We start from the raw sequence: 23,909 nt of genomic DNA, 5'->3' as shown, positions 1-23,909 counted from the left end.
ACCCTTGATCGTTTCAGCGCTTTCGCCCTGCAGCGGCTAGGGTTATCCTTGAGACCATATCCTTTGCCGTTGGGCGGCTGAAAAACGACCTTGAACGCACCTATCGAACCACATCGCTTCATCCTAGAGCCCTTCGAGGCCCATCGCTTCGCCAACCTGTGCGGGCAGTTCGACGAGCATCTGCGCCTGATCGAACAGCGCCTGGCCATCGAAATCCGCAACCGCGGCAATCAATTCGAGCTGATCGGCGAACCCAAACACACCTCCTCTGCCGAGCAACTGCTGCGCCGGCTCTATCGCGAAGCCAAGGCCACCGACCTGTCGCCGGAAATGGTCCACCTGTACCTGCAGGAATCGGCCGTCGAAGAGCTGGAAAATCCGGCCGTCAACGAAGTCAGCGTTTCCCTGCGTACACGCAAGGGCATGATTCGTCCTCGCGGGCTGAACCAGCAGCGCTATGTGAAGGAAATCCTCAGCAACGACATCAACTTCGGCATCGGCCCGGCCGGCACCGGCAAGACGTACCTGGCCGTGGCCTGCGCCGTCGATGCCCTGGAGCGTGAACAGGTGCGGCGCATCCTGCTGGTACGCCCGGCAGTCGAAGCGGGCGAAAAGCTCGGCTTCCTGCCTGGCGACCTGGCGCAGAAGATCGATCCGTACCTGCGTCCGCTGTACGACGCGCTGTACGAGATGCTCGGCTTCGAGCACGTGGCCAAGCTGATCGAACGCCAGGTGATCGAGATTGCCCCGCTGGCCTACATGCGCGGCCGCACCCTGAACAACAGCTTCATCATCCTCGACGAAAGCCAGAACACCACGGTCGAGCAGATGAAGATGTTCCTCACCCGTATCGGTTTCGGCTCCACCGCCGTGATCACCGGCGACATCACCCAGGTCGACCTGCCACGTGGCACCAAGTCGGGCCTGACCCAGGTCATCGAGGTGCTCAAGGGTGTGCCGGGCATCAGCTTCACGCACTTCCAACCCAAGGACGTGGTCCGCCACCCGTTGGTGCAGCGGATTGTCGAAGCCTACGAGCGCTTCGACAGCCAGCAGCAGAACCCGACCGAAGGCAAACAACGCGATGCTTGAGCTCGATCTGCAGCTGGCAAGCGATGCGAACCACCCGAGCGAAGAGCAGTTCCGCCAATGGTGCGAGCTGGCCCTGCGCCAGCGCACGGCCGATTCGGAGCTGACCATTCGTCTGGTCGATGAAGCCGAAGGCCGTGAACTGAATCTCACCTGGCGAGGCAAAGACTACGCCACCAACGTGCTGTCCTTCCCGGCCGACGTGCCTGATGAACTGCTCGACATCCCGCTGCTGGGCGACCTGGTGATCTGCATCGCCGTGGTCGAGCGCGAAGCCGCCGAACAGAGCAAGGCGCTCGACGCCCACTGGGCGCACCTGGTCATCCATGGTTGCCTGCACCTGCTGGGCTACGACCACATCGACGACGATGAGGCCGAGGAAATGGAAGCACTGGAACGAACGTTGCTTGCGGAACTGGGCCATCCGGACCCGTACGCCGACGACGAACACGACGACATTTCAACACTGATATCTGCAAAGGATCACGAGTAACCGCCATGAGCGAAGATCGATCGAGCAACGGGCAAAAGTCCTGGCTGGGCAAACTGACCCAGGCTTTTGCCCACGAGCCGAAAAACCGTCAGGAGCTGCTTGAGCTGCTGCGCGAAGCCCATCAGAACAAGCTGCTCGACAGCGAGGCGCTGACCATTGTCGAGGGCGCCATCCAGGTCGCCGACCTGCAAGTGCGCGACATCATGGTGCCGCGCTCGCAGATGATGAGCATCAAGGCGACCCAGTCGCCACGTGAGTTCCTGCCGGCGGTGATCGACGCCGCGCACTCGCGCTACCCGGTCGTCGGCGAAAGCCATGACGACGTGCTCGGTGTGCTGCTGGCCAAGGACCTGTTGCCGCTGATCCTCAAGGAGAACGGCGACAGCTTCAACATCAAGGACCTGCTGCGCCCGGCCACCTTCGTGCCCGAGTCCAAGCGCCTGAACGTACTGCTGCGTGAATTTCGCGCCAACCACAACCACATGGCCATCGTCATCGACGAATACGGCGGCGTGGCGGGCCTGGTGACCATCGAAGACGTACTTGAGCAGATCGTAGGCGACATCGAAGACGAACACGACGTCGAGGAAGACAGCTACATCAAGCCGCTGCCCAGTGGAGACTTCCTGATCAAGGCGCTGACGCCGATCGAAAACTTCAACGAGTTCTTCGACAGCCAGTTCTCCGACGACGAATTCGACACCGTCGGCGGCCTGGTCATGAGCGCCTTCGGCCACCTGCCCAAGCGTAACGAGACCACCGAGATCGGCCCATACCGTTTCCGCATTCTCAACGCCGACAGCCGCCGGATTCACCTGCTGCGTCTGACCCCTATTACCCGTTAAGGACAACCATGCGCTGGATCACCCGCCCCGGCTGGCCCGGTAACCTGCTGGCCGTGGCGGCCGGTGCAATCACCACCCTGGCCCTGGCGCCGTTCGACATCTGGCCGCTGGCATTGCTCGCGGCCGGCCTGTTCTACCTCGGCCTGCGCGAGCTCAGCCCGCGCCAGGCCCTGGGCCGCGGCTGGTGCTTCGGTTTTGGCTTGTACGCCGCTGGCACCAGCTGGATCTACGTCAGTATCAACACCTATGGCGGTGCCACGCCGCTGCTGGCCACCGGGCTGTTGCTGGCGTTCTTCGCCGCCATAGCCTGGTTCTTTGCCCTGCCCGCCTGGCTCTGGGCACGCTGGCTGCGCCGCAACGAGGCGCCGTTGGCCGATGCCCTGTGCTTCGCCGCCCTGTGGGTAGGCCAGGAAGCTTTCCGCGGCTGGTTCCTTACCGGTTTCCCCTGGCTGTACTCCGGCTACAGCCAGCTTGACGGCCCCCTGTCGGGCCTGGCACCGCTGGGTGGCATGTGGCTGATCTCCTTCTGCCTGGCCCTGTGCGCGGCGCTGCTGTGCAACCTGCCACGCCTGCGGGCGCGCAAATCGTTCCTGGCGGTGGCCATCGTCCTGCTGCTGGCACCCTGGGCAATCGGCCTGGCGCTGAAGAACCACGCCTGGACAAGCCCTGCGGGCAAGCCGCTGACTGTCGCTGCGCTGCAAGGCAACGTCGAGCAGGAACTTAAATGGAACCCGGAACACATCAACGCCCAGTTGGCTCTGTACCGCGACATGAGCTTCAGCTCGAAACCTGTCGACCTGCTGGTATGGCCGGAAACCGCGGTGCCGATCCTCAAGGAACAAGCCCAGGGTTACCTGGACATGATGGGCAACTTCGCCGCCGAGCGTAATTCGGCGCTGATCACCGGGTTGCCGGTGCGCGAAGTGGTGCACGAGCAACGCCGCTATTACAACGGCATCACCGTAACCGGCGAAGGCGATGGCACTTACCTCAAGCAAAAACTGGTGCCGTTCGGCGAGTACGTGCCGCTGCAGGATATGCTCCGCGGCCTGATCGCCTTCTTCGACCTGCCAATGTCGGACTTTGCCCGCGGGCCGGCTGACCAGCCTCTGCTGCAGGCCAAGGGCTATCAGATCGCGCCATATATCTGCTACGAAGTGGTCTATCCGGAGTTTGCGGCGAGCCTGGCGGCGCGCAGCGATATTCTCCTGACCATCAGTAATGACACCTGGTTCGGCACCTCGATCGGCCCCCTGCAGCACCTGCAGATGGCCCAGATGCGCGCGCTGGAGGCCGGACGCTGGATGATCCGCGCCACCAACAACGGCGTCACCGGCCTGATCGACCCGTTCGGGCGGATCACCGCGCAGATCCCGCAGTTCGAGCGCGGCATCCTCTACGGCGAAGTGGTGCCGATGCAGCAACTCACCCCGTACCTGCAATGGCGCTCCTGGCCACTGGTGATTCTCTGCGCACTGCTGCTGGGCTGGGCCCTGCTGGCCAGCCGGATCGCCAAGACCGTCTAGTAGAACAGTTTGTAGCCGAGCAGGCCGACTGCCTCGTTGAGCAGTTGGCCGCTCTGCCACATGGACTTGCCTTCCGGCAGCCAGCCACCGAAAGGCCGGGCGTGATCGCGGCCGAGAAAGCCCACCGGTGCCGGCACCACTTCAAACCCCGCCTGCTCGAAGCTCCAGCGTGAACGCTGCATGTGCCAGGCCTGGGTTACCACCACCACGCGCTTGATCCCCAGGGGCTGCAACAGCTCGGCGCTCATTTGGGCGTTTTCCCAGGTGGTGCGGCTGCGCTCTTCCTTCCAGCGTACAGTCACGCCCAGGTCACGTTGCAGGGCATCGGCCATCAGTTGCGCTTCGCTGGGTGGCGTATCGTAGTGCAGGCCGCCGCTGGTCAACACGGGCAACCCCGACGCCTTCGCCAACTGCGCGGCGTACCGCATGCGTTCCATGGCTACGCCCGTGGGTTGGTCCTGCGAATCCCAGGCCGGATCACCGCGTTCGCGGCCGGAGCCGAGGATGACGATGGCATCGGCATGCTGGCTAAGCCCTGCCCACTGGCTGGTGGCCAGTGCCGGTTCGCTTTCCAGTCGATAGGCGGCCTGCTCCACCACGATCGGCAGGCTCATCACCCACAGCCCGCCCAAACCCAGGACGAAGCACAGGGTCGACAGCCGCGGCCAGGACCTGCGCAGCCACCAGGCAACTATAAGTAAGAGCAACAGAATGCCAGGCGGCATGATCATTTGTTTGATGAGATAGCGAAACGGCACAGGACACCTCCTTGGAGGTGCGCAGCCTAAGACGATCGGCACCTGGCAACAATAGCCAGGTGCCGATCAGAGAAGTTATTGACTCAGTGGCGCACTCCGCATTGCGCCGGAAAAACCCGAACGGCTACTTGAATTGCAGCGTCCTGGACTTTGCTGTGGTAGCGGAACGCTTGTCCTTGAGCCAGACGACTCTGGCCGCAGGCGGCGACTCCGGTTGTGGCAATGCGCCGACGCGTCCATGCCCGCCTTCCGGAAGGGATTCCAGATAGGCCTTGATCACTTCGAATTCAGCGCGGCTCAGACCACGCAACTCCAATTCAGCAGGCACTTCATCGCGTAATCGAACGGAAGTTCTGGCGACCTCGAGGGCCAGGCCCAGACGATCGATCAGCCGTTCGTAAAGCTCCGGTTTCGTTGCTTGTTGCTGCGACTCTCCCATCCGTTCACCTCATTGAAGGTAAATGTATCTCCCCCCACACATGAGCTTAGCGTTACTCGTAAAAGCAGCAGGACGCCGCGACCAACGGCCCGCCGCGCCACAGGCGGTGCAATCAGGGTTTCCCTCGATGGACAGGGGTCATGTATGCTAGGCCGTTCACCATACTTGACACCGGATTGCCGATGCAGCGGTTTGATCGCTGCCTGGATAAGGTCTCCCATTTCTCAGCGCAAAGTAGCCATGCACGAACTCTATCAGCCCCGCGAAATCGAAGCCGCCGCCCAGTCTTACTGGGATGAGCGAAAGTCTTTTGAAGTCAGTGAACAGCCAGGCAAGGACACGTACTACTGCCTATCGATGTTCCCGTACCCAAGCGGCAAGCTACATATGGGCCACGTGCGCAACTACACCATCGGTGACGTGATCGCCCGTTACCAGCGCATGCTCGGCAAGAACGTGCTGCAGCCAATGGGTTGGGACGCCTTCGGCATGCCGGCGGAAAACGCCGCGATGAAGAACAACGTCGCCCCGGCCAAGTGGACCTACGAAAACATCGAATACATGAAAACCCAGCTCAAGAGCCTGGGCCTGGCATTCGACTGGTCGCGAGAAGTCACCACCTGCAAGCCGGACTACTACCGCTGGGAACAGTGGCTGTTCACCCGCCTGTTCGAAAAAGGCGTGATCTACCGCAAGAACGGTACCGTGAACTGGGACCCGGCCGACCAGACCGTACTCGCCAACGAGCAGGTCATCGACGGCCGCGGCTGGCGTTCGGGCGCGCTGATCGAGAAGCGCGAAATCCCGATGTACTACTTCAAGATCACCGACTACGCCGATGAGCTGCTGGAAAGCCTCGATGAGCTGCCGGGCTGGCCTGAGCAGGTCAAGACCATGCAGCGCAACTGGATCGGCAAGTCCCGCGGCATGGAAGTGCAGTTCCCCTACGATCAGGCCAGCATCGGCCACGCCGGGGCCCTGAAGGTCTTCACCACCCGTCCGGACACCCTGATGGGCGCCACCTACGTGGCCGTTGCCGCCGAACACCCGCTGGCCACCCAGGCCGCCCAGGGCAACCCCGAGCTGCAAGCCTTCATCGATGAGTGCAAGAGCGGCAGCGTCGCCGAAGCCGACATCGCCACCCAGGAGAAAAAGGGCCTGGCCACTTCGCTGTTCGTGGAGCACCCGCTGACCGGCGAAAAACTGCCGGTGTGGGTCGCCAACTACGTGTTGATGCACTACGGCGACGGCGCGGTCATGGCTGTTCCGGCTCACGACGAACGCGATTTCGAGTTCGCCCACAAGTACAACCTGCCGGTCAAGGCGGTGATCCGTACCAGCGCTGGCGATGAAGTCGGCAGCGAGTGGCTGGTCGCCTACGGCGAGCATGGCCAGCTGATCAATTCCGGCGCATTCGACGGCCTGGACTTCCAGGGCGCCTTCGACGCCATCGAAGTGGCACTGATCAAGAAAGAGCTGGGTAAATCCCGCACCCAGTTCCGCCTGCGCGACTGGGGCATCAGCCGTCAGCGTTACTGGGGCTGCCCGATCCCGATCATCCACTGCCCAGCTTGTGGCGATGTGCCGGTACCGGAAGACCAACTGCCGGTCACCTTGCCGGAAAACGTCGTACCCGATGGCGCCGGTTCGCCGCTGGCGCGCATGCCCGAGTTCTACGAATGCGAATGCCCGAAATGCGGCACGGCGGCCAAGCGCGAAACCGACACCATGGACACCTTCGTCGAGTCGTCCTGGTACTTCGCCCGCTACGCCTCGCCTAACTACGAAGGCGGCATGGTCGACCCGAAAGCGGCCAACCACTGGCTGCCGGTAGATCAGTACATCGGTGGTATCGAACACGCGATCCTGCACCTGCTGTACGCGCGTTTCTTCCACAAGCTGATGCGCGACGAAGGCCTGGTCACCTCCAACGAGCCGTTCAAGAACCTGCTGACCCAGGGCATGGTCGTCGCCGAAACCTACTACCGCGTTGCCAGCAATGGCGGCAAGGACTGGTTCAACCCGGCCGACGTCGAAATCGAGCGCGATGCCAAGGCCAAGATCATCGGCGCCACGCTGAAGACCGACGGTCTGCCGGTCGAGATCGGCGGCACCGAGAAGATGTCCAAGTCCAAGAACAACGGCGTTGACCCGCAGGCGATGATCGAAGCCTACGGCGCCGACACCTGCCGCCTGTTCATGATGTTCGCCTCGCCACCGGACATGAGCCTGGAATGGTCCGACTCTGGTGTCGAAGGTGCCAACCGCTTCCTGCGCCGCGTCTGGCGCCTGGCTCAGGCCCACGTAGCCCAGGGTCTGCCGGGCAAGCTGGACATCGCCAGCCTCGATGACGGGCAAAAAGTGATCCGCCGCGCCATCCACGCTGCCATCAAGCAGGCCAGCACCGATGTCGGTCAGTTCCACAAGTTCAACACCGCCATCGCCCAGGTGATGACCCTGATGAACGTGCTGGAAAAGGCCGCGCAAGCCAGCGAACAGGACCGCGCCCTGCTGCACGAAGGCCTGGAAGCCGTCGCCCTGCTGCTGGCACCGATCACCCCGCACATCAGCCATGAGCTGTGGCAGCGACTGGGTCACCAGGGCGCCGTGATCGACGCCGCCTGGCCGGTGCTGGACGAAAGCGCCCTGGTCCAGGACAGCATCGTCCTGGTCATCCAGGTCAACGGCAAGCTGCGTGGCCAGATCGAAATGCCGGCCGCGGCCAGCCGCGAGGAAGTCGAAGCCGCCGCCCGCAGCAACGAGAACGTGCTGCGCTTCACCGAAGGCCTGAGCATCCGCAAGGTCATCGTGGTACCGGGCAAGCTGGTCAACATCGTCGCCAACTGACAGGAAACGCCGGCCCGCCATAGCGCGGGCCGGCGCACAGAATCGGCCCACAAGGGAGCTACAACATGATCAAACGCAATCTGCTGGTAATGGGCCTGGCCGTCATGCTCAGCGCCTGCGGTTTCCAGCTGCGCGGTACTGGCACCAATGAACTGGCGTTCAAGGAACTGGACCTGAGCGCGCGTAACGCCTACGGCGAAACCGTGACCAAACTGCGTCAGGCCCTGCAGAGCAGCGGCGTCAACGTCCACGCCGGCGCACCTTACAAGCTGGTGCTGACCAACGAGCAAGAGTCCCAGCGTGCGGCGAGCTACGCCGGTTCAGGTCGTTCTACCGAGTATGAGCTGACCACCGTGCTGACCTTCAGCATCGAAGGCCAAAACGACGCCAACCTGCTCAACGACAAGATCGAAGTGCGTAAGATCTACGTGCATGACGGCAACAACATCACCGGTTCCGATCAGGAAGCCGTCCAGACTCGCAAGGAAATGCGCCGCGATCTAGTGCAGAACATGCTCGTGCGCCTGCAGTTGCTGACCCCAAGCCAGCTCGACAGCCTGCAGCAAAAGGCTGACGAACGCGCCAAGGCCGAAGCCGACGCCCTGGAAGCCGCCCGCCGTGCCCAGGACGAAACGCCTCAGCAATCGCCGCTGCAACTGCCGGTCAACTGAGAATGAACGGGGCACTTCGGTGCCCCGTCTGCCATCATGAAACTCACTCCCGCCCAGCTCAACAAACACCTGCAAGGCAGCCTCGCGCCGGTCTACGTGATCAGTGGCGATGACCCGCTGCTGTGCCAGGAAGCCGCCGATGCCGTGCGTGCCGCGGCACGCCAGCAAGGTTTCGATGAACGCCAGGTGTTCAGCGCCGATGCCAACTTCGACTGGGGCACCCTGCTCCAGGCCGGGGCCAGCCTGTCGCTGTTTGCCCAGCGCCGTGTGCTCGAACTGCGTTTACCCTCCGGCAAGCCCGGCGACAAAGGCGCGGCGGCGCTGATCGAATACTGCTCCAACCCCGCTGAAGACACCCTGCTGCTGATCAGCCTGCCCAAACTCGATGGCAGCGCGCAGAAGACCAAGTGGGGCAAGGCACTGATCGAAGGCCAACACGCCCAGTTCGTACAGATCTGGCCGGTAGACAGCCACCAGCTGCCGCAATGGATCAGCCAGCGCCTGTCCCAGGCCGGGTTGAGCGCCCAGCGCGACGCAGTTGACCTGATCGCCGCCCGGGTTGAAGGCAACCTGCTGGCGGCGGCCCAGGAGATCGAGAAGCTCAAGCTGCTTGCCGAAGGCAATCAGATCACGGTCGAAACGGTGCAGGCGGCGGTAGCCGACAGCGCCCGTTTCGATGTTTTCGGCCTGGTCGATGCGATTCTCAATGGCGAGGCGGCCCACGCCTTGCGCATGCTTGAGGGATTGCGCGGCGAGGGTGTCGAGCCACCCGTGATTCTCTGGGCCCTGGCCCGGGAGCTGCGCCTGCTGGCCGGACTTGCCCAGCAGTTCAGCCAGGGCGTGCCGCTGGACAAGGCTTTCAGCCAGGCCCGGCCACCGGTCTGGGACAAGCGCAAGCCATTGATGAGCAAGGCCCTGCAACGCCATTCGGCGCAGCGTTGGAGTCAGTTGCTGCAAGATGCCCAGCGTATCGACGCACAGATCAAGGGCCAGGCACAGGGTTCGGCCTGGACCAGCCTGGCGCGCTTGTCGTTGTTGATGGCCGGGCAGCGCCTGGCGTTGCCGGCGGAGTGAAGCCGGGGGCTGCTTTGCAGCCCATCGCTGGCAAGCCAGCTCCCACGACCGTCCCTGTGGGAGCTGGCTTGCCAGCGATGGCTTCAACGCCTATATTGCGCCCCACACCCACCCCAGCAGGATTCCCTGTCATGAGCAAAAAACCCGCAAAACCCGGGCCCAACAAGGCCAAATCAATCGTTGCCCAGCCTCTGTTCCGTAGCCGCCAGGAACCCGCAGGCAAAGGCAAAGGCAGCTACCGCCGCGAAGCCTTCCAATCGAGAGATTGGGAGGCTTCTTACTTTTTGGCCGCATAAAGGCAAGAATTCGGCAGGCATGGTATGGTCGACACCTGACCTGAAATACCTGGACCTGTGCATGCCCCTTTGTCTTTCCCGTCGCTGGCAACCTCGTCAGCTGATTGCCGCCTCCAGCCTCATCCTGCTTGTCGCCTGCGCGGAAAAACCCACCGCCGCCGATGCACTGCCGCTGGCCCCTGCCCAGCCTGCTCCGGTAGTCACCCTGCCCAACCCCGCCGTCGACACCAGCACTGAAATCCAGCCGCTGCAAACTTTTGCCCAATGGCAGGCAGGCTTCCGTCAGCAAGCCCTGCAAGCGGGCATCAACGCCAGCACCTTCGACAGCGCCTTCCTCGGCGTCACGCCTGACATGGACGTGATCAAGGCTGACCGCAGCCAGCCGGAGTTCACCCGGCCGGTATGGGAATACCTCGATGGCGCGCTATCGCCGCTGCGCGTGCGCAATGGCAAGGGCCTGCTGGAAAAACACGCTGAACTGCTGAGCCAGATCGAACAACGCTATGGCGTTGATCGCAACGTGCTGGTGTCGGTGTGGGGCATGGAAAGCAACTTCGGCCAGTTCCAGGGCAACAAATCGGTGATCCGCTCCCTGGCCACCTTGGCTTATGAAGGCCGCCGCCCGGCTTTTGCCCAGGCGCAGCTGATCGCGGCCCTGCAGATCCTGCAAAACGGTGATATCCAGCCCGACGCCATGAAAGGCTCGTGGGCCGGCGCCATGGGCCAGACCCAGTTCATCCCCACCACCTACAACACCCATGCCGTGGACTTCGATGGCGATGGCCGTCGCGATATCTGGAACAGTTCGGCTGACGCCCTGGCCTCCACTGCCCACTACCTGCAGAGCTCCGGCTGGAAACGCGGCGAGCCTTGGGGTTTTGAGGTGCAGCTGGCGCCTGGCTTCGATTACTGGCTGGCGGATGGCAGCCAGCGCAAGACAGTCTCCGAATGGCTGCAACTGGGGCTGAAACTGCCTGCCGGCGTACGTCTGCCTACCGGTAGCGAGCAGCTCTCTGCCGCCCTGTTGCTGCCGGCCGGTTATCGCGGCCCGGCGTTCCTGGTGCTGGACAACTTCCGCGCGATCCTCAAGTACAACAACTCGTCGTCCTACGCCATGGCCGTCGGCCTGCTTGGCCAACGGTTCGACGGCTCGGGTTACATCGCCGGATCCTGGCCCAAGGACGACTTGCCGCTGAGCCGCAGCGAGCGGGTCGAATTGCAGACCCTGCTCAGCGCCCGCAACTACGACGCCGGGGCCGCCGACGGCATTATCGGCGCCAACACCCGCAAGGCCATTCGCAGCGCCCAGCAGGCGATGGGCTGGCCTGCCGACGGCTATCCGACGCACAAGCTGCTGGATAGCCTGCGTCAACGCTAAGCAATACAAAAACGCCCCTGTTCAGGGGCGTTTTTCATTCAGCGTCTGAACAAGTCCTGCTCCAGCCGCAAGCACTTGCGATCGGCATCCAGGTGCACCCTGGCCCCTAGCGGCAAGGTCAGGTTCGGGTCGCAATGACCGCTGCGCCATCCGGCCAGTACCGGCACCTGCAACGGCGCGAAGAACTGCCGCATCAAGGGCGCCAGCGCCTCTAGCGTGATCCCGGCAAAATCCCCCACCAACACGCCACGAACCCCTTCGAGCTTGCCCGCCAGGCGCAACTGCGTCAGCAGGCGGTCAACCCGATACAGTGGCTCATTGACGTCTTCGACAAACAGAATGCCACCGCCGCAGTGGATTTCTGCAGGGGTGCCCAGGGTCGCGCACAACATCGACAGGTTACCGCCCTGCAAGGGCCCGCTGGCGGCGCCTGGCAGGATCGAGGTCAACGGCCAGGCATCGGGGTGCTCAAGGCGGTCGCCGGCGCCCAGGCGGCCGCTGAGCTGCTCGAACAGCGATGACAGGGTCGGCTCCTGCTTGTTGCCCAGCAATTCCGACTTGAGCATGGCGCCGTGGAACGACACGAACCCGGCATGACGGGCAATGGCCGTGTGCAGCGCGGTGATGTCGCTGTAGCCGACCAAAGGCTTGGGGTGACGGCGCAGCAGGTCGAAATCGATGTTGTCCACCAGGCGCATGCTGCCGTAGCCACCGCGCAGGCAGATGATGGCATCGACATCCTCGGCAGCGAAGGCGCTGTGCAGATCTTGCAACCGCTGCGCATCGCTACCGGCCAGGTAGCCCTCGGCGGCGGTCACCCCCGGGTAGATCCGGCAACGATAGCCGCGCGCCTCGAACCACTGGTTGACCTTGAGCGTATCGACCTGGGCAGGACCTGCCGGGGCAATGATTGCAATCAGCCCACCTGCCGGCAAGGCCGCCGGCAGGGGCTGGGCATTCGTCAACAGGCCGGCCTGTTGCGTGAAGGGAAGGTTCATCCAGACGACTCCTTGTGTGGACTGATCCGTCCACAGTAAATCAACGATCCGTTCGACGGCGCAAGGAAGCCTTGCCGCAAACAAAAATGCCGATGCCGCAGGGTAGCGGGCATCGGCATTGAGGCACGGCGGCGTCGATCAGAGCTTGATCTTGGCCTCGTGCGCTTGCTGGTCAGCATGGTACGAAGAACGCACCAGCGGGCCGGAGGCGACGTTCTTGAAGCCCATCTTGTAGCCTTCTTCGGCGAACCAGGCGAAGGTGTCCGGGTGCACGAAACGCTGCACCGGCAAGTGGCTACGCGACGGCTGCAGGTACTGGCCGAGGGTCAGCATGTCGATGTTGTGCTCGCGCATGCGGTGCATCACTTCGATCACTTCTTCGTCGGTTTCGCCAAGGCCCAGCATCAGCCCGGACTTGGTCGGTACATGCGGCACCAGTTCCTTGAACTTCTGCAGCAGGGTCAGCGACCACTGGTAGTCCGAACCCGGACGCGCAGCCTTGTACAGGCGAGGCACGGTTTCGAGGTTGTGGTTGAACACATCCGGCGGGGTCTCGGCGGTGATCGCCAGGGCCACATCCATGCGCCCGCGGTAGTCCGGCACCAGGGTCTCGAGCTGGACGCCCGGCGACAGTGCGCGAATTTCACGAATGCAGTCGGCAAAGTGCTGGGCACCGCCATCACGCAGGTCGTCGCGGTCCACCGAAGTGATCACCACGTACTTCAGGCGCAGGTCGGCGATGGCCACGGCAAGGTTCTTTGGCTCGTCGACGTCCAGAGGCTTGGGCCGGCCATGGCCGACGTCGCAGAACGGGCAACGGCGGGTGCAGATGTCACCCATGATCATGAAGGTGGCGGTGCCGCCAGAGAAGCATTCGCCCAGGTTCGGGCACGAGGCTTCTTCGCAGACGCTGTGCAACTTGTGTTTGCGCAGCAGTTGCTTGATACGGTCGACTTCCGGCGAAACCGGAATACGCACGCGAATCCAGTCAGGCTTTTTTGGCAGCTCGTCGGTGGGGATGATCTTCACCGGGATACGCGCGACTTTTTCCGCGCCACGCAGTTTGACACCCGCCTCGACCTTCGGCCGTGGCGCTGGCGTCACGCTTTGCACTGGTTCTTGCACAACAGTAGTCATATTCAGAAGATTCCGCCCGTAAGGGTCGTCTGCTCAGCATAGTCGAGGTGCTTGACCAGCTGCCCGCGCAGCCTTGCCCTTACCTCAGAGAGTTCGATCGAGCCTGCCTGATCGCGCAGCTGGGTCATGGCCAGCCCCGCATACCCGCAGGGGTTAATCCGGCGGAATGGCGCAAGGTCCATGTCCACGTTCAGGGCAAGGCCGTGGAACGAACAGCCATTGCGAATCCGCAAGCCGAGGGAGGCGATTTTCGCCCCTTCGACATAGACGCCCGGCGCATCGGCCTTGGCCGCCGCCTCGACGTTATAACTGGCCAACAGCTCGATCAGGCAGCGCTCAATGCGGCTGACCAGATCGCGCACGCCAAAGCCCAGGCGGCGCACATCCAGCAACAGGTACGCCACCAGCTGGCCCGGGCCGTGATAGGTCACCTGGCCGCCGCGATCGGTCTGCACCACCGGGATGTCACCCGGTACCAGCAGATGCTCGGCCTTGCCGGCCTGGCCCTGGGTAAACACCGCCGGGTGTTCAACCAGCCATACCTCATCCGCCGTGCCGGGGCCACGCTGGTCGGTGAACCGACGCATGGCCTCCAGCACCGGCTCATAAGGCAGCAGGCCGAGGTCGCGAAAGCCGAGGCAATCGGGCATCAGAGCACCATTTTCACGATTCCGGTCGCGCGCAGGGCGCTGTTGATATCGTGCAGCTGGTCTTCACCGGTGGCGACGATGTGCAGTTGCACCGTGGTGTACTTGCCTTCCTTGCTCTGGCGTTCGGCCAGGGTATTCATGTCGACCGTGGCGTACTTCTTCAGGATCTCGATCACCGTGTCCTTGAAATTGACCACGGTGTCACCGATGACCTTGATCGGGTAATCGGCGCAGGGGAATTCGATTTTGTGCGATTTGACGTCTTCGGTCATGGCAGTAACGGCCTCGTAAGCCGTGGCAACAACAACGCCCCCGCGTGAGTGGGCGGGGGCGTGGCAGGTCACGATATCAGTTGAACAACCCGTAGAAGAATAGCCGAATGCTATCCCACACACGACGGAAGAAACCACCTTCCTCGACGCCATCCAGCGCGATCAGGTCGGCACTGTGGACAACCTTGTCATCCAGTTTGACTTCCACTTTACCGATCACGTCACCTTTGTTGATCGGAGCGATCAATTGCGGGTTCATGGTCATGCTTGCAGCCAGCTTTTTCAATTGGCCTTTAGGCAAAGTCATGCTCAGATCCTGAGCCAGACCGGCTTTGACCTGGTTGGTCGCCCCTTTCCATACCGGCGCCTGGGCCAGTTCGGTACCCTTCTGGTAGAAAGTCTGGGTTTCGAAGAAGCGGAAGCCGTAAGTCAGCAGTTTCTGGGTTTCGGCTGCACGCGATTGCTCGCTGTTGGTACCGAAGACCACGGCGATCAGGCGCATGCCGTCACGTACCGCCGAAGACACCATGCAGTAGCCGGCTTCGTCGGTGTGGCCGGTTTTCAGGCCGTCGACGGTCTTGTCGCGCCACAGCAGCAGGTTGCGGTTAGGCTGCTTGATGTTGTTCCAGAAGAACTCCTTCTGCGAGTAGATCGCGTAGTGAGCCGGGTCTTCGTGGATGATCGCGCGTGCCAGCACCGCCATGTCGTGAGCCGACGAGTAGTGCTCGGGGTTCGGCAGGCCGGTCGGGTTCATGAAGTGGCTGTTGCTCATGCCAAGATCGGTAGCGGTCTTGTTCATCATGTCGGCGAAAGCGTCTTCGCTGCCGGCGATGTGCTCGGCCAGGGCGACGCTGGCGTCGTTACCCGACTGGATGATGATACCGTGCAGCAGGTCGCTGACGCTGACCTGGGTGCCAACCTTGATGAACATCCGCGAACCGCCGGTACGCCAGGCGTTTTCGCTGACGGTGACCGGGTCGTTTTCGCCGATCTGCCCGCGACGGATATCCAGGGTCGCGATGTAGGCGGTCATCAGCTTGGTCAGGCTCGCCGGAGGCAGACGCTGGTCACCATTGTTCTCGACCAGGATGTTGCCGCTGGAGGCTTCCATGAGCACGTAGGACTTGGCAGCCAGTTGCGGCGGCGACGGCATCATCTGCTCTGCCGCGAAGGCGGCAGGGGCAATCATCAGCGGTACAAGCAGGCAAAGGCGTTTGGCAAAGCTGGTTATGTTCATCCGTCTCTCGAAATGGCTAATGGGCTCATGCCCTCATGGGCAAAACGTTTACAGGCGCATGGCCTGACGGGCAAAACCGCCATTGTACATGGCGGCTGCGCCCGGCTGCATGACAAACCGATCAGTCCCCCCGATCAGTCTGCCGTGACGACTTTGGGCTGCCCCAGATTGGCCAGCCGCACGCTGTCCTGCATCTGCTGGGCTTCGCCCTGGCTGTTGATCGGCCCCAGGCGGACCCGATGCAGGGTCTGCTGGTTACGCACCACCGAACTGATGAAGACCGGCGCGCTGACCATGCTGCTGAGCTTGGAGCGCAGCAGTTCGGCGGCGTCCGGGTTGGCAAAGGCGCCGACCTGCAAGTAAAGACCATTGCTGGCCAGGCCATTATTGCTGGCGACCTGTACCGGGACCACGGCGGCGGCGTGCTGCTGCGGTGGCGGAGTCCATTGTTCGACCGTACCGGTGCTGGCCGGCAGGGCCTGGGTCTGGGCCACTTGCGGCTGGTCGAGCACCATCGGCGCTGCTTGGCCACGCTGAGCCCACCATTGTTTCGGGTCGATACCCTCGACGCGCACCCGCGCGGTACCGGTTTCGGCATAGCCGAGCTTCTTCGCCGCCGCGTAGGACAGGTCGATGATGCGGTCGGAATAGAACGGTCCGCGGTCGTTGACCCGCAGGATCACGCTACGGTGGTTGTCGAGGTTGGTGACCTTGACGTAGGCCGGCAGCGGCAGGGTCTTGTGCGCCGCGCTCATGCCGTAGAGGTCATAGACCTCGCCGTTGGCGGTGTTCTGGCCGTGGAACTTGGTGCCGTACCAGGACGCCGTGCCCTCGGCGCGGTAGTTGCGCGAGTCGGGGATCGGGAAGTAGGTCTTACCCAGTACGGTGTAGGGGTTGGCCTTGTAGTTGCCGGTGTGCACGGTCGGCGTGGCATCGGGGATCTTCGAGACATCGACATCCCACCAGGGCGCGCCGTCCTTGTGGGCCCGGTTGATGTCCAGCCCGGGCTTGGCCCGCACCACATTGGCATTACCCTGGGTAGAGGTGCTCGGGCGGCTGCTCGAGCAGCTCACCAGCACCAGGCCCAGGGCGGCGCAACCAAGCATTTTCAGCGATGTAGCGGAGAACATTACACGCATTACTTGGCGCCCCGTGCTTGAACCAGCAGGTCCGAGAGCTGATGCACTGCCATGGCATACATCACGCTGCGGTTATAGCGAGTGATCGCGTAGAAGTTTTTCAGGCCCAGCCAGTATTCGGGGCCATTGTCGCCTTCGAGCCGGAAGGCGGTGACCGGCAGATCATCGCGCAGCGCATCATGACTCGACCAGCCCAGTGCCCGCAACTCCCCGACCGTCTTGACCGCGTCGATACCCGGGCTCAGGCCCTCTTCGACACGTTCGCCACGTACCGTGGCACGGCTGACCACCTGCTCGCCAGCGACCCAGCCATGGCGCTTGAAGTAGCTGGCAACGCTGCCAATGGCATCGTCCGGGTTGTTCCAGATATTGATGTGGCCGTCGCCGTCAAAGTCCACGGCGTAGGCGCGAAAGCTGCTCGGCATGAACTGCGGCAGGCCCATGGCGCCAGCATAGGAGCCTTTGAGGGTCAGCGGGTCAACCTGCTCTTCACGGGCCAGCAGCAGGTATTCGCGCAGCTCCTTGCGGAAGAATTCGGCGCGCGGCGGGTAATCGAAGCCCAGGGTCGACAGCGCGTCGATCACCCGGTAGTTGCCGGTGTTGCGGCCAAAGAAGGTCTCGACACCGATGATCGAAACGATCACCTGGGCCGGCACGCCGTATTCCTGCTCGGCGCGGGCCAGGGTGGCCTCATGCTGGCGCCAGAAGTCGACGCCACGGGCGACCCGGGCGTCGGTGAGGAACATCGGCCGGTAGTCCTTCCAGGGTTTTACCCGTTCGGCCGGACGCGAGATCGCATCGAGGATCGACTGCTTGCGCTGAACCTCGCGAAACACCCCCATCAGTTGCTCACCGGCAAAACCGTAGTCGCGGGTCATTTCGCCGACGAACTCGGCCACCTGGGGCGAGCCGTCATAGTCGCCGGCAGAGGCACCCTGCACCCCGCCGAACAAACCCAGAAAGCCGACCCAAGGCGCGCAACGAGCCGCCCAGCCACGCATTGCTTGCATGTAATTCTTCACCTTATTCAAACCTGCGCAATCCATTTGCGATGCGTATGGATCGACATTAAAACTCCAAACGCTGACAGCAGCGTCACCAACGAAGTTCCGCCATAACTAATGAAGGGCAGCGGCACACCCACTACAGGCAACAAGCCGCTGACCATTCCGATATTGACGAACACATAAACAAAGAAGGTCATGGTCAGGCTGCCGGCCAGCAACTTGCCGTAGAGCGTCTGGGCCTGGGCAGTAATCACCAGGCCACGGCCGATCAACAGCAGGTAGATGAGAAGCAGCGCGCAGATGCCGACCAGGCCGAACTCTTCGCCGAGCACGGCGATGATGAAGTCGGTGTGGCTTTCCGGCAGAAAGTCCAGGTGCGACTGGGTGCCCAGCAGCCAGCCCTTGCCGAACACCCCGCCCGAGCCGATCGCCGCTTTCGACTGGATGATGTTCCAGCCGGTGCCCAGCGGGTCGCTTTCCGGGTCGAGGAAGGTCAGTACCCGTTGCTTCTGATAGTCGTGCATGACGAAGAACCACATGGCCACCGCCACCGGTACCGCCGCCGCCACCACGCTAAGGATCCAGCGCCAGCGCAGGCCGCCCATGAACAGCACGAAGGCGCCGGAGGCCAGGATCAGCAAGGCGGTGCCGAGGTCTGGCTGACGCACGATCAGGATGAACGGCACGCCGATCATGATCAGGCTGATCATCACGTGCTTGAGGTGCGGCGGCAGCGAGCGCTTGGCCAGGTACCAGGCGATGGTCGCCGGCATGATGATCTTCATGAATTCCGAGGGCTGGAAGCGGATCACCCCGGGGATATTGATCCAGCGCGTGGCGCCCATGGCGTTGTGGCCCATGACGTCGACCACCACCAGCAGGATCACCCCGACCACGTAGGCCAGGGGCACCCAGCGCGCCATGAAGCGCGGTTCGAGCTGGGCAATGACGAACATCGATACCAGGCCGATGCCGAAGGAACTGGCCTGCTTGAGCAGCAGGTCCCAGTTCTTGCCGCTGGCCGAATAGAGGACGAACAGGCTGCCGGCCGCCAGGGTCAGCAGCAGGATCAGCAACGGTCCGTCGACATGGATACGCTGCAGGAAGCTGGCGCGACGACGCATCACGTCCTCGCTGGAAAGCATGCGATCGAAATTGTTCTTCACTGGGCCGACTCCTGAACAACGGTGGCGGGAGCGAACTCGGATTTGAGCCGGCCGTTCTCGTCGAGCAGCCAGGCGTCCATCACCTGCCGCATCACTGGCGCTGCGACGCGACCACCGGCCTCGCCGTTTTCGATCATGACCGAGACCACGATCTTCGGGTTCTCTGCCGGGGCGAAGCCGACGAACAGGGCGTGGTCACGGTGGCGTTCCTGAACCTTGTTGCGGTCGTACTTCTCGCCCTGCTTGATCGCTACCACCTGGGCGGTGCCGCTCTTGCCGGCAATCCGGTACTGGGCCCCGGCGGCGGCGGCGCGTGCGGTACCGCGGGCGTTGTGCATCACCTGCTCCATGCCGTGGGTGACCCTGGCCCAGTCGGACTTGTCGCGCAGCACAATGTCTTCCATCGGGTTGTCGTCCACCGGCGGCTGGCCTTCGATGGTCTTGGCCAGGTGCGGACGGTACCACTTGCCCTTGCTGGCGATCAGCGCGATGGCCTGGGCCATCTGCAACGGCGTGGTCTGCATGTAGCCCTGGCCGATACCGAGGATCAGCGTCTCACCCGGGAACCAGGCCTGGCGGCGGGTGGCGCGCTTCCATTCGCGGGTCGGCATCAGCCCGGCGGACTCCTCGAACATGTCGAGGGAGACTTTCTGCCCGAGACCGAACTTGTTCATGTAGCTGGACAGACGGTCGATGCCCATCTTGTGCGCCAGGTCGTAGAAGTAGGTGTCGTTGGAGCGCATGATCGCCAGGTCCAGGTCGACCCAGCCGTCGCCGCTGCGGTTCCAGTTGCGGTACTTGTGGTCATAGTTGGGCAACTGGTAGTAGCCCGGGTCGAATACTCGGCTGCTGGCCGTGACCACGCCACTGTCGAGGCCGGCGATGGCCACTGCCGGCTTGATGGTCGAACCCGGCGGGTACAGCCCACGCAGCACGCGGTTGAACAGCGGGCGGTCGATCGAATCGCGCAGGTCGGCGTAGGCCTTGAAGCTGATACCGGTGACGAATGGGTTAGGGTCGAAGCTCGGCTGGCTGACCATCGCCAGCACTTCGCCGGTGTTCGGATCGAGCGCGACGATAGCGCCGCGTCGCCCGCCCAGTGCGGCTTCGGCGGCCTCCTGCAGCTTGATGTCGAGGCTCAGGACGATGTCCTTGCCGGGGATCGGGTCGGTGCGCTTGAGCACCCGCAACACCCGGCCACGGGCATTGGTCTCGACCTCTTCGTAACCCACCTGGCCGTGCAGCTCCGGCTCGTAGAAGCGCTCGATGCCGGTCTTGCCGATATGGTGAGTGCCGCTGTAATTGACCGGATCGAGGGTTTTCAGCTCTTTCTCGTTGATCCGCCCAACATAGCCGACCGAGTGGGCAAAGTGCGCACCCTGCGGGTAATGGCGCACCAGCTGGGCAACCACCTCAACACCCGGCAAGCGGAACTGGTTCACCGCAATACGGGCGATCTGCTCTTCGGTCAACTCGAACAGGATCGGCACCGGCTCGAACGGCCGGCGCCCCTGGCGCATGCGCTTTTCGAACAGGGTGCGGTCATCCGGGGTCAGTTCCAGCACCTCGACGATTACGTCGAGCACCTGCTGCCAGTCGCCGGAGCGCTCGCGGGTCATGCTCAGGCTGAAGCTTGGCCGGTTGTCGGCGACAATCACCCCGTTGCGGTCGAAGATCAGCCCGCGGGTCGGCGGAATCGGCTGCACATGCACCCGGTTGTTTTCCGACAGGGTCGAGTGATAGTCGTACTGGATCACCTGCAGGTAATACAGGCGGACGATCAACACGCAGATCAGCAGGACGATCGCCACTGCACCGACCACGACGCGGCTACGCACCAGACGGGCGTCTTTCTCGTGATCCTTGAGGCGAATCGGCTGCGACATTGAAAAGGCTTAAGGCTTATTTATGGTAGGGGTGCCCGGACAGTACGGTCCAGGCGCGGTACAGCTGTTCGCCGATCAGTATCCTTACCAACGGGTGGGGCAGTGTCAGTGGCGACAGCGACCAGCGCTGCTCGGCCCGCGCGCAGACTTCCGGCGCCAGCCCTTCGGGGCCGCCAACCATGAAGTTGACAGTACGCGAGTCCAGGCGCCAGCAGTCCAGCTCGACCGCCAGTTGCTCGGTACTCCAGGGCTTGCCATGGACCTCCAGAGTGACAATCCGTTCCCCTGGCTGGACCTTGGCGAGCATGGCCTCGCCCTCCTGACGAATCAGGCGGGCGACGTCGGCATTCTTGCCCCGGGTATTGAGCGGTATTTCCACCAGCTCCAACGACAGCTCAGAGGGCAGGCGCTTGGCATATTCATGCCAACCGTCCTCAACCCACTTGGGCATGCGCGAGCCGACCGCGATCAAACGCAGACGCACGAGCCTTCCTTATTCCCGATCTTTCAGCTTGTCTGAAAACTCGTGGGCATGATCCGGGCTGTGGTGTTTGCCATCAGCTGAGCGGCTCTGCTCCGCACCCAGCCACAGGCGCTCGAGATCGTAGAACTGACGGGCAGCGGCGGTCATCATGTGGACGATGACGTCGTTCAGGTCGAGCAGGACCCAGTCGCTGTCGCCCTTGCCTTCTTCGCCCAGCGGCTGCACGCCCTTGGCCTTGACTTGCTCGCGGACCTTTTCCAGCATCGCGCTGATCTGGCGGTTGGAGGTACCGGTGGCGATGATCATGTAATCGGTCAGGCTGTGCTTTTCACGCACGTCGATAACCTGGATGTCCTGGGCCTTGACGTCTTCCAGGGCGGATTTGGTCAGTTCGACCAGCTCTTCGGCGCTGACGGCGTTGTGTTTTTGCTTGGTCATATAAAACTCATTCAACTCAATAGTATGAGGCGCTTTTCAGCGCCCTCAGTTCGGCGCACGGTAAAGGTTGTGCGCATCGATGTAGGCCAGTACTGCGTCCGGCACCAGAAACCGCACCGACTTGCCGCTGGCCAGCAGCTGTCGGATCTGCGTGGCTGACACCGCAAGCGGCGTCTGCCAGACGAATGCAATATTCCCGGCAGGCCCTTCGAGGGCCTGCGGATCACTGACCGAGCGTGCGGCCAGCAGGTTGCGCAAGGCATCCGGCGGCTCGACGTCGGCATCCGGGCGTTGCAGCACCAGGATGTGACAATGTTGCAGCAATTCTTCCCAACGGTGCCAACCGGGCAGGCCGCAGAACGCGTCCCAGCCCAGCAGCAGAAACAGTTGCTCCGAGGCGGCCATTTCGGCGCGCATCAGCTCCAGCGTTTCAATGGTGTACGACGGCTTGTCGCGGGCAAGCTCGCGGGCATCGACCGACAGCGTTGGCACACCCTGTACGGCGCACCGGACCATCGCCAGACGGTCCTGGGCCGATACCTGCGGTGTGTCGCGGTGCGGCGGGCGGGCGTTGGGCATCAGCCGCAGCTCGTCCAGCGCCAGCACTTCAGCTACCTCCAGCGCACTGCGCAGGTGGCCGATGTGCACGGGGTCGAATGTCCCGCCGAGCACGCCGATGCGCCGGGCGGGCGACAGCGTCGAAACGTGGGCGGGCGGTTTGCGCTCGGCCAAGTCAGAGCGACTCCTGTCCGCGCAGTTGACCGTCGCCGATCACCACGTACTTCTCGCAGGTCAGGCCTTCCAGGCCAACCGGGCCGCGGGCGTGCAGCTTGTCGGTGGAAATACCGATCTCCGCGCCCAGGCCGTACTCGAAACCGTCGGCAAAGCAGGTCGGGGTGTTGATCATCACCGAGGACGAATCGACCTCGGCCATGAACTGGCGAGCCTGCGCCTGATGTTCGGTCACGATGGAATCGGTATGGTGCGAGCCATAGTGATTGATATGTTCGATGGCCTGGTCCAGGCCGTCGACCACGCGAATCGACAGAATCGCCGCGAGGTATTCAGTGTTCCAATCCGCCTCGGTCGCCGGCACCGCCTCGATAATCTCGAGGGTGCGCTCGCAACCGCGCAGTTCGACACCTTTTTCCCGAAATTGACGGGCCATTTCCGGCAAGAACTCGGCCGCTACCGACTGATCGACCAGCAGGGTTTCCATCGCCCCGCAGATGCCGTAGCGGTAGGTCTTGGCGTTGAAGGCGATGCGCCGGGCCTTGTCCAGCTCTGCATGCTCGGCCACATAGACGTGGCAGATGCCGTCCAGGTGCTTGATCACCGGCACCCGCGCGTCGCGGCTGATGCGCTCGATCAGGCCCTTGCCGCCACGCGGCACGATGACATCGACAAACTCCGGCATGCTGATCAGCGCGCCGACCGCTTCGCGATCGGTGGTTTCCACCACTTGTACCACCGCCGCCGGCAAGCCGGCCTCGGCCAGCCCGCGCTGGATGCAGGCGGCAATGGCACGGTTGGAGTGGATGGCCTCGGAGCCGCCACGCAGGATGGTGGCGTTGCCGGACTTGAGGCACAGGCTGGCGGCGTCGATGGTCACGTTCGGACGCGACTCGTAAATGATGCCGATCACCCCCAGCGGTACGCGCATCTTGCCAACCTGGATACCCGATGGCCGGTAGCTCATGTCGCGGATCGCGCCGACCGGGTCCGGCAGGCTGGCCACCTGGCGCAGGCCGACAATCATGCCGTCGATGCGCGCCGGGGTCAGTGCCAGGCGCTCGAGCATGGCCGGTTCCAGGCCGTTGGCCCGGCCAGCGGCCAGGTCCAGCTCATTGGCGGCGGTCAGCTCTGCGCGGGCAGCGTCCAGCGCGTTGGCGGCGGCTTGCAGGGCGCGGTTCTTCTGCGCGGTGCTGGCACGGCCGATCACGCGCGACGCCGCGCGGGCAGCGCGACCCAGGCGGGTCATGTAGTCAAGAACGGACTCAGTCATGGGCTCAGTGGTCTTGGCGAAGGGGAAAATCGGATGATTATAACTGTCGCGTGGTCCCACGCCCAGCGGTGACA

At 63.0% G+C, this 23,909-nt stretch carries 24 protein-coding genes; 9 read left to right on the top strand and 15 right to left on the bottom strand.

Annotated features, from left to right (window positions below; all coding sequences use genetic code 11):
• Positions 1-90 precede the first annotated feature (90 nt).
• Genes CCOS864_RS04110 through lnt form a run of 4 tightly spaced genes read left to right on the top strand, consistent with a single transcriptional unit; the run spans position 91 to position 3,953 of the window.
• On the top strand, positions 91-1,092 hold the full coding sequence (locus tag CCOS864_RS04110; protein WP_115085171.1) for a PhoH family protein: 1,002 nt from the start codon (positions 91-93) through the stop codon (positions 1,090-1,092).
• Complete coding sequence (ybeY, locus tag CCOS864_RS04105) at positions 1,085-1,582, top strand: rRNA maturation RNase YbeY (RefSeq protein ID WP_115085170.1); 498 nt, start codon at positions 1,085-1,087, stop codon at positions 1,580-1,582. Before CCOS864_RS04110 ends, ybeY begins: the two co-directional genes overlap by 8 nt.
• A gap of 5 nt (positions 1,583-1,587) precedes the next feature.
• On the top strand, positions 1,588-2,427 hold the full coding sequence (locus tag CCOS864_RS04100; protein ID WP_010222913.1) for an HlyC/CorC family transporter: 840 nt from the start codon (positions 1,588-1,590) through the stop codon (positions 2,425-2,427).
• Between the two features lie 8 nt (positions 2,428-2,435).
• Positions 2,436-3,953: an apolipoprotein N-acyltransferase gene (gene lnt / locus CCOS864_RS04095; RefSeq protein WP_115085169.1), complete on the top strand. Its 1,518-nt coding sequence runs from the start codon at positions 2,436-2,438 to the stop codon at positions 3,951-3,953.
• Here the strand turns inward: lnt and CCOS864_RS04090 are convergent.
• Complete coding sequence (locus CCOS864_RS04090; RefSeq protein ID WP_115085168.1) at positions 3,950-4,711, bottom strand: YdcF family protein; 762 nt, start codon at positions 4,709-4,711, stop codon at positions 3,950-3,952. The genes lnt and CCOS864_RS04090 overlap by 4 nt on opposite strands.
• 124 nt (positions 4,712-4,835) lie before the next feature.
• The gene (locus CCOS864_RS04085; RefSeq protein WP_115085167.1) at positions 4,836-5,150 is read right to left on the bottom strand and encodes a hypothetical protein; all 315 of its coding nucleotides are present in this window, start codon (positions 5,148-5,150) and stop codon (positions 4,836-4,838) included.
• A 240-nt stretch (positions 5,151-5,390) separates the two neighbouring features.
• On the opposite strand from CCOS864_RS04085, the gene leuS reads away from it, so the two are divergent.
• From leuS to CCOS864_RS04060, 5 genes are all read left to right on the top strand, one after another.
• The gene (leuS, locus tag CCOS864_RS04080; RefSeq protein WP_115085166.1) at positions 5,391-7,997 is read left to right on the top strand and encodes a leucine--tRNA ligase; all 2,607 of its coding nucleotides are present in this window, start codon (positions 5,391-5,393) and stop codon (positions 7,995-7,997) included.
• A 65-nt stretch (positions 7,998-8,062) separates the two neighbouring features.
• Complete coding sequence (locus CCOS864_RS04075) at positions 8,063-8,668, top strand: LPS-assembly lipoprotein LptE (RefSeq protein ID WP_115085165.1); 606 nt, start codon at positions 8,063-8,065, stop codon at positions 8,666-8,668.
• A gap of 36 nt (positions 8,669-8,704) precedes the next feature.
• Positions 8,705-9,742, top strand: a complete 1,038-nt coding sequence (holA, locus tag CCOS864_RS04070) for a DNA polymerase III subunit delta (RefSeq protein ID WP_115085164.1) — start codon at positions 8,705-8,707, stop codon at positions 9,740-9,742.
• A 131-nt stretch (positions 9,743-9,873) separates the two neighbouring features.
• Positions 9,874-10,038 (top strand): alternative ribosome rescue factor ArfA, encoded by a 165-nt coding sequence (arfA, locus tag CCOS864_RS04065; protein WP_038998593.1) that lies wholly within the window; start codon positions 9,874-9,876, stop codon positions 10,036-10,038.
• Between the two features lie 61 nt (positions 10,039-10,099).
• Positions 10,100-11,416 carry a lytic murein transglycosylase gene (locus tag CCOS864_RS04060; protein WP_115085269.1) on the top strand — a complete coding sequence of 439 codons (1,317 nt, stop codon included), beginning with the start codon at positions 10,100-10,102 and terminating at the stop codon, positions 11,414-11,416.
• A gap of 38 nt (positions 11,417-11,454) precedes the next feature.
• On the opposite strand, the gene CCOS864_RS04055 is transcribed toward CCOS864_RS04060, so the two are convergent.
• The 13 genes from CCOS864_RS04055 to CCOS864_RS03995 form a co-directional block, all read right to left on the bottom strand.
• Positions 11,455-12,414 (bottom strand): S66 peptidase family protein, encoded by a 960-nt coding sequence (locus CCOS864_RS04055; protein WP_115085163.1) that lies wholly within the window; start codon positions 12,412-12,414, stop codon positions 11,455-11,457.
• A 138-nt stretch (positions 12,415-12,552) separates the two neighbouring features.
• The gene (gene lipA, locus CCOS864_RS04050; RefSeq protein ID WP_010222903.1) at positions 12,553-13,551 is read right to left on the bottom strand and encodes a lipoyl synthase; all 999 of its coding nucleotides are present in this window, start codon (positions 13,549-13,551) and stop codon (positions 12,553-12,555) included.
• A 2-nt stretch (positions 13,552-13,553) separates the two neighbouring features.
• On the bottom strand, positions 13,554-14,201 hold the full coding sequence (gene lipB / locus CCOS864_RS04045) for a lipoyl(octanoyl) transferase LipB (protein ID WP_115085162.1): 648 nt from the start codon (positions 14,199-14,201) through the stop codon (positions 13,554-13,556).
• Positions 14,201-14,473, bottom strand: a complete 273-nt coding sequence (locus tag CCOS864_RS04040; RefSeq protein WP_115085161.1) for a DUF493 domain-containing protein — start codon at positions 14,471-14,473, stop codon at positions 14,201-14,203. Before CCOS864_RS04040 ends, lipB begins: the two co-directional genes overlap by 1 nt.
• Before the next feature lie 76 nt (positions 14,474-14,549).
• Positions 14,550-15,710, bottom strand: coding sequence for a D-alanyl-D-alanine carboxypeptidase family protein (locus CCOS864_RS04035; protein WP_100782774.1), 1,161 nt, complete (start codon positions 15,708-15,710; stop codon positions 14,550-14,552).
• 134 nt (positions 15,711-15,844) lie between these two features.
• Positions 15,845-16,849, bottom strand: coding sequence for a septal ring lytic transglycosylase RlpA family protein (locus tag CCOS864_RS04030; protein WP_115085160.1), 1,005 nt, complete (start codon positions 16,847-16,849; stop codon positions 15,845-15,847).
• Positions 16,849-17,859, bottom strand: coding sequence for a lytic murein transglycosylase B (gene mltB / locus CCOS864_RS04025; protein ID WP_115085268.1), 1,011 nt, complete (start codon positions 17,857-17,859; stop codon positions 16,849-16,851). The genes CCOS864_RS04030 and mltB overlap by 1 nt, the downstream gene beginning before the upstream one ends.
• Before the next feature lie 17 nt (positions 17,860-17,876).
• Positions 17,877-18,980, bottom strand: a complete 1,104-nt coding sequence (rodA, locus tag CCOS864_RS04020; RefSeq protein WP_166675638.1) for a rod shape-determining protein RodA — start codon at positions 18,978-18,980, stop codon at positions 17,877-17,879.
• 38 nt (positions 18,981-19,018) lie between these two features.
• Entirely contained in the window at positions 19,019-20,908 is a 1,890-nt protein-coding gene (gene mrdA, locus CCOS864_RS04015; RefSeq protein WP_115085158.1) for a penicillin-binding protein 2, read from the bottom strand.
• A gap of 16 nt (positions 20,909-20,924) precedes the next feature.
• On the bottom strand, positions 20,925-21,392 hold the full coding sequence (gene rlmH / locus CCOS864_RS04010; RefSeq protein WP_115085157.1) for a 23S rRNA (pseudouridine(1915)-N(3))-methyltransferase RlmH: 468 nt from the start codon (positions 21,390-21,392) through the stop codon (positions 20,925-20,927).
• 9 nt (positions 21,393-21,401) lie between these two features.
• The gene (gene rsfS, locus CCOS864_RS04005) at positions 21,402-21,830 is read right to left on the bottom strand and encodes a ribosome silencing factor (protein WP_115085156.1); all 429 of its coding nucleotides are present in this window, start codon (positions 21,828-21,830) and stop codon (positions 21,402-21,404) included.
• A gap of 45 nt (positions 21,831-21,875) precedes the next feature.
• A complete protein-coding gene (gene nadD, locus CCOS864_RS04000) occupies positions 21,876-22,562 on the bottom strand; it encodes a nicotinate-nucleotide adenylyltransferase (RefSeq protein ID WP_115085155.1) in 687 nt (228 codons plus the stop codon).
• Between the two features lies 1 nt (position 22,563).
• Complete coding sequence (locus tag CCOS864_RS03995; protein ID WP_115085154.1) at positions 22,564-23,835, bottom strand: glutamate-5-semialdehyde dehydrogenase; 1,272 nt, start codon at positions 23,833-23,835, stop codon at positions 22,564-22,566.
• Positions 23,836-23,909 lie beyond the last annotated feature (74 nt).

The organism is Pseudomonas wadenswilerensis, from assembly GCF_900497695.1.
GTDB classification, from domain to species: Bacteria; Pseudomonadota; Gammaproteobacteria; order Pseudomonadales; family Pseudomonadaceae; genus Aquipseudomonas; species Aquipseudomonas wadenswilerensis.
The sequence above is the reverse complement of the archived record's forward strand: the minus strand, read 5'-3'. Positions and strand labels throughout refer to the sequence as shown.